We start from the raw sequence: 5,935 nt of genomic DNA, 5'->3' as shown, positions 1-5,935 counted from the left end.
TCCAACGGCAACCAGTACAGATTTTTCCACACCATTGACTCTTACAACGACGGCAACAACATCGCTTGGCATGTTAATTGAAGCCTCAGCAGACGCTTTTACCCCATCACAAAACCCTGGCAGATGGCTGGCTGATATTTATCAACTTGCCCGACTGCGTCTTCAGAGAGCCGGAGTGGCAAATATCTCGGGTGGAGAGTGCTGCACCTTCTCTCAGTCAGCGCTTTTCTATTCCTATCGCCGCGACGGTGTAACCGGACGAATGGCGAGTGTGATCTGGATTAATTGATCTGCGTCAATAAAAACTTAGTATTGCAGCTTGATTGATTTTGATTACCATATAACAATGGTTCTCATTAACTTCTGGAATCTGTCGATGACGCTGATCGAACTGAAAGCCCGCCAGCAGGCGAAAATTACCTCTATAGCAGGCCCTGAGCCTTTGCGACAGAGGCTTGTGGCGCTGGGGGTTCTAAGGGGGTTGCAGGTTTCGGTTGCGGCGACTTCATTGATGGGCAACCCCCGAATATATTTCATTGGTAAACAACAGATCTGCTTGCGCACAGAAGAGGCAGGCTATATTCAGGTGGAGTTGCAATCCTGATGTCAGAATCAATCCCGGATATTAAGCCCTCATATACTGTTGCTCTCATCGGCAATCCAAACTGTGGCAAAACCTCACTCTTTAATCAGTTAACCGGTGCCCGGCAACGCACCGGGAATATGGCCGGCGTTACCGTGACCAGCCGTGAAGGCCAGAAAGAGTGGCAGGGGATGACCTTCCACTTTATCGATCTGCCGGGTATCTACTCATTGGCAAACAGCCGGGTAGAAGAGATGGTTGCTCGCGACTATCTTATTGATACCCCGCCGGATCTGATTCTGAATGTAGTTGATGCCAATAACCTGGCGCGAAACCTCGCATTAACGACGCAGCTGCTGGAACAAGGGTTGCCCGTGGTCGTTGCTCTGAATATGTTGGATGAACTTGAAAAGCAGGGTGATGCGGTTGATCTGATTGAGCTGGGTTCAGGTTTGTCCAAGCCGGTGATTGGCAGCGATGGTCGCAGTAATAGTCATATTGCTGCCTTGATGGACCTGCTGCTGGACAATATTGCTCAGCAGTGCGAGCCGTTGCTGATAACTTATGAACCTCACCTGGAACAGGCTATCTGCTCATTGGAAAACGCAGGGATGAGCCGTTGGCAATCAGTTCGCTGGCTGGAATCGGCGGGTGAGGGGGTTGCCCTGCTTGATGATAATCAGACTCTGGCTGGGCATCAGGCACTTGAGCTGCTCGCCAGTCGTCATGATGAGTCACCGGCAGAGATGGTGGCAGAAGGACGCTATGGTTTTATCCACGGATTGTTGCATAAAAGCAGCAGTGAGCACCGGGACCAATCCGCAGCGGACCACTGGCTTGATGCAGTTGCACTGAATCGCTGGTTAGGGCTTCCGGTATTTATTCTGTTGCTCTGGGTGATGTTTGAAGCGACCTTTACCCTGGGGAGTTATCCGGCTGACTGGATCGATGCCGGTGTAACCTGGGTGGGCCAGCAGGTAGGCGTATTTATGCCGGAGTCTCTGTTGAAAAACCTGTTAGTGGAAGGCCTGATTGCTGGCGTCGGCGGGGTGTTGGTGTTCCTGCCGAATGTGGTTCTGTTGTTCTTTTTCATCGCCTTGCTGGAGCAGAGTGGCTATATGGCCCGGGCTGCGTTCCTGACTGATAATCTGATGAGCAAAGTCGGTCTGCATGGCAAAGCATTTGTGCCGCTGGTGATGGGGTTTGGCTGTAACGTGCCCGCCATCATGTCAGCGCGAACCATCGAAGAGCCCCGGGCAAGACTGATCACTATTCTGATTAACCCGTTTATGAGTTGTTCTGCGCGGTTGCCGGTGTATGTGTTGCTGGCGGGGATCTTTTTCAGCGATCATGCCGGTACCGTGCTGTTTGGTTTATACATGCTGGGGATTCTGGTGGCTTTCGCCATTGCTGCTCTGCTGGCCCGGACCATTCCTGAACAACATGATGAAACATTCATCATGGAGTTGCCGCCCTGGCGCTTCCCATCACCACGCTCAATGTTGCTGCATGTGTGGGATAAGGCGGGCGATTTCCTGCGTAAGATTGGTGGGGTTATACTGGTCGGCTCAATTCTTATCTGGCTGTTGCAAAGCTTTCCGCAGCAGGGGACGCCATGGTTGGAACAACTGGGACACTTTGTCGCGCCGTTGTTTGCGCCGATGGGATTTGGCTGGCAGGAAACGGTTGCGTTACTGTCTGGTTTTATCGCTAAAGAGGTGATTGCGGCATCGCTGGTGGTTGTCTATCAAACCGATATGAATGATATGGCAGGCTTGCAGGCTGCATTAGGGAGTGCTCTGGCACCCGCTTCGGGCCTGGCGCTGATGGTATTTACGCTGCTGTACATGCCATGCCTCGCGACTATCGCAACTATTCGCAGAGAAACAGGCAGCTGGCGCTGGGCTGGCATCTCAATCATGATGGGGTTGGTGTTAGCCTGGATTGGCTCATGGCTGGTTTACAACCTGGCTTCATTATGGCTGTAGTTGCAAGGTGAATAGATGACTTTTTTTGACTGGGTAGTACTGGTGGTCGTTGTTATCCTGCTGAGCATCTGGTTTGGCCGTTATCTCTATCGCACTTTTAATAAGAAGTGCAACGGCGGTGGCTGCAGCAACTGCTCCGGTTGTGGCACGAATGACCGGCCTCCCTCTTAAGTAGCGATAAATATATAAGCAAATACTGATATAGCCTTGAAATTCACCTGATCTACCCATACTTATTAAGTGTAAGTTAGTCAGTATCAAATAACCCGCCGTCCGCTTTAATGAAAGCTCAAAACCGGCAGGGTAAACAGATCAGGAGGGGCTATGCAACCCGAACGTTTTACCAGTAAATTACAATCAGCCCTGGGGGATGCTCAGTCCCTTGCCGTTGGCAAAGACCACAACTATATAGAACCCGTTCACCTGTTACTGGCGTTGCTTGATCAGCAGGGCGGTTCTGTTAAACCACTGTTGGCGCAGTCCGGTGCCAATGTTAATCAGCTTCGTTCATCGGTGCTGTCGCTCTTTAATGAGCTGCCACAAGTGACAAACAGTGATGGCGAGCTACGCTTCTCACCCAATATGGGTAAGCTGTTTAATATGACCGACAAGCTTGCTCAGCAGCGCGGTGATCGGTATATCGCCAGCGAACTTTTTGTGCTGGCAATGCTGGAAGATAAAAGTGGTGTGGGAAAGCTTCTTAAGCAGTCCGGTGTGACAAAGCAGCAACTGGAACAGGCAATTACGCAGATGCGGGGCGGTGATGGTGTGAATGACCCTAATGCAGAAGAGAGTCGGCAGGCTCTGGATAAGTTTACTGTCGATCTGACCGCGAGGGCTGAATCCGGCAAGCTTGATCCTGTGATAGGTCGGGATGACGAGATTCGCAGGACTATTCAGGTTTTGCAGCGACGTACAAAAAACAATCCAGTGCTGATCGGCGAGCCGGGTGTGGGTAAAACCGCCATTGTAGAAGGTCTGGCACAACGGATCATTAATGGTGAAGTGCCTGAAGGCTTAAAAAACAAAAAAGTGCTGTCTCTCGATATGGGGGCGCTGATCGCTGGAGCAAAGTTCCGTGGAGAGTTCGAGGAGCGCCTGAAAGGGGTGCTTAATGAACTGGCCAAGCAGGAAGGTCAGGTGATTCTGTTTATCGATGAGCTGCATACTATGGTGGGTGCGGGCAAAGGTGAAGGCTCAATGGATGCCGGAAACATGCTTAAGCCAGCCCTCGCCCGTGGTGAGCTTCACTGTGTCGGTGCTACCACGCTGGATGAATACCGCAAATACGTCGAGAAAGATGCTGCGCTTGAGCGCCGTTTCCAGAAAGTTCTGGTGGATGAACCGAGTGAAGAGGATACCATTGCCATTCTTCGGGGTCTGAAAGAGCGTTATGAGATCCATCATGGGGTGGATATTACCGACTCAGCTATTATCGCCGCCGCCAAACTGTCACAGCGTTATATCACCGACCGCCAGTTGCCGGATAAAGCGATCGACCTGATTGATGAAGCAGGCAGTCGCATCCGCATGGAGATCGATTCCAAACCTGAAAGTATGGATCGTCTTGAGCGCCGTTTGATTCAGCTGAAAATGGAACGTGAAGCGCTGAAAAAAGAGAAAGACCAGGCGGCTATCAAACGTCTGGAAGAGCTGCAAACCAATATCGAATCAGTCGAAAAAGAGTATTCCGACCTCGAAGAGATCTGGAAGGCAGAGAAAGTAGTACTGCAGGGTTCACAACAGATTAAAGAAAAACTTGATCATGCGCGTACTGAACTGGAACAGGCAACCCGTTCCGGTGATCTGAGTCGTATGTCCGAACTGCAGTATGGCGTTATTCCAGAGCTGGAGAAGCAGTTACAGGCTGCCGCAGATGTTGAAGATCAGCCGCAGCAGAATCAGTTACTGCGTAACCGGGTCGGTGAGGAGGAAGTAGCGGAAGTCGTGTCTAAATGGACCGGTATTCCTGTCTCAAAAATGCTTGAAGGCGAGCGGGACAAATTGCTGCGTATGGAGGATGCCCTGCATAAGCAGGTGATCGGTCAGCACGAGGCGGTGCTGGCGGTATCCAACGCGGTGCGTCGATCCCGTGCCGGGTTGGCCGATCCCAACCGGCCGAATGGCTCGTTCCTTTTCCTGGGACCTACGGGTGTCGGTAAGACCGAGCTATGTAAAGCGTTGGCGGGTTTCCTCTTCGATACTGAAGAGGCGATGGTGCGGATCGATATGTCTGAGTTTATGGAGAAACACTCCGTCGCCCGGCTGATTGGCGCGCCTCCCGGATATGTGGGTTATGAGGAAGGTGGTTACCTGACGGAAGCGGTTCGTCGTAAGCCTTATTCTGTATTGCTGCTGGATGAGGTGGAGAAAGCGCACCCCGATGTATTCAATATCCTTCTGCAGGTACTGGAAGATGGCCGCCTCACAGATGGTCAGGGACGCACAGTCGATTTCCGCAACACGATTGTGGTCATGACGTCCAATCTGGGCTCCGATCTGATTCAGAACTTCAGTGATGATGAGGATTATGAACTGATGAAAGCATCGGTGATGGAAGTGGTGGGTAATCACTTCCGTCCAGAGGTGATCAACCGCATTGACGAAGTGGTAGTCTTCCATAGCTTGCGTAAAGAGCAGGTCAGAGGTATCGCAGAGATTCAGCTTAACCGTCTCCGTAAGCGTCTGACTGAACGTGAACTGACGTTGACGCTGACATCCACTGCGATGGATAAACTGGTTGATGTTGGTTTCGAGCCGATCTATGGCGCACGACCACTAAAGCGGGCAATCCAGCAATGGATAGAAAACCCCTTAGCGCAGGAGCTACTCGCGGGTAAATATCTCCCGGGATCTGAGATCGGAGTCGATGTCGAAGCCGGGAAGTTTATATTCAGGTAAAAGCAGCTGCTAGAACGCGACTGCGTCGCTTGCTAGTGGCGAGAACGGAAACTGCGTTTCCTGCTAGAACAAGCAAAACATAAAAACCGCCGTGAGGCGGTTTTTATGTTTAAGGGGGGAGAGACTTTTCTTCTGACTTACTTACAAAGTCGGTTTTCACAACACTGATTAAAGAAGGCTCTGCTAACCTCTAGCAAGCGGCGAAGCCGCGTCTAGCAGTCGCGCAGCGACGTTCTAGCTACGTCTTGCTTTAAAAGATGATGTTTTTAATTATTTCTTAACTTTTTCGTGCTCCCCCTGTTGACTCCTCCGCCCCAGAATGTAGAATGCGCTCCTCGCTTGAGACAGCCACCGGAAACGGTCACTGAAACAGGTGAGGCTGTTGAGTTTAACGCCTTGATAAATCAGTGTTTACATCGATTTTGTCGCGAGTTAAACGCAACAGGAAGCGAATCAGATGGTT

Annotated in this window: 5 protein-coding genes; all 5 read left to right on the top strand. The window is 51.1% G+C overall.

The window, feature by feature from the left end; all coding sequences use genetic code 11:
* Positions 1-289: laccase domain-containing protein (locus ACQY8X_RS20430; protein ID WP_428036976.1), on the top strand; the 289-nt coding region annotated here is incomplete at its 5' end.
* An 87-nt stretch (positions 290-376) separates the two neighbouring features.
* On the top strand, positions 377-604 hold the full coding sequence (locus ACQY8X_RS20425) for a FeoA family protein (RefSeq protein ID WP_428036975.1): 228 nt from the start codon (positions 377-379) through the stop codon (positions 602-604).
* Positions 604-2,571, top strand: a complete 1,968-nt coding sequence (gene feoB / locus ACQY8X_RS20420; RefSeq protein WP_428036974.1) for a ferrous iron transport protein B — start codon at positions 604-606, stop codon at positions 2,569-2,571. The genes ACQY8X_RS20425 and feoB overlap by 1 nt, the downstream gene beginning before the upstream one ends.
* A gap of 15 nt (positions 2,572-2,586) precedes the next feature.
* On the top strand, positions 2,587-2,742 hold the full coding sequence (locus tag ACQY8X_RS20415; RefSeq protein WP_428036973.1) for a FeoB-associated Cys-rich membrane protein: 156 nt from the start codon (positions 2,587-2,589) through the stop codon (positions 2,740-2,742).
* 153 nt (positions 2,743-2,895) lie between these two features.
* Positions 2,896-5,472, top strand: a complete 2,577-nt coding sequence (gene clpB / locus ACQY8X_RS20410; protein ID WP_428036972.1) for an ATP-dependent chaperone ClpB — start codon at positions 2,896-2,898, stop codon at positions 5,470-5,472.
* The last annotated feature ends 463 nt before the right edge of the window (positions 5,473-5,935 follow it).

The organism is Amphritea sp., assembly GCF_050300915.1.
Lineage (GTDB): Bacteria > Pseudomonadota > Gammaproteobacteria > Pseudomonadales > Balneatricaceae > Amphritea.
Note: the sequence above shows the minus strand (reverse complement) of the source record. Positions and strands in the feature narration are given on the sequence as shown.

What these genes read in the sequence shown, in the direction of transcription:
- ACQY8X_RS20425 (WP_428036975.1), top strand. Translation starts at nt 377, where the DNA reads ATGACGCTGATCGAACTGAAAGCCCGCCAGCAGGCGAAAATTACCTCT.
- feoB (WP_428036974.1), top strand. Translation starts at nt 604, where the DNA reads ATGTCAGAATCAATCCCGGATATTAAGCCCTCATATACTGTTGCTCTC.
- ACQY8X_RS20415 (WP_428036973.1), top strand. Translation starts at nt 2,587, where the DNA reads ATGACTTTTTTTGACTGGGTAGTACTGGTGGTCGTTGTTATCCTGCTG.
- clpB (WP_428036972.1), top strand. Translation starts at nt 2,896, where the DNA reads ATGCAACCCGAACGTTTTACCAGTAAATTACAATCAGCCCTGGGGGAT.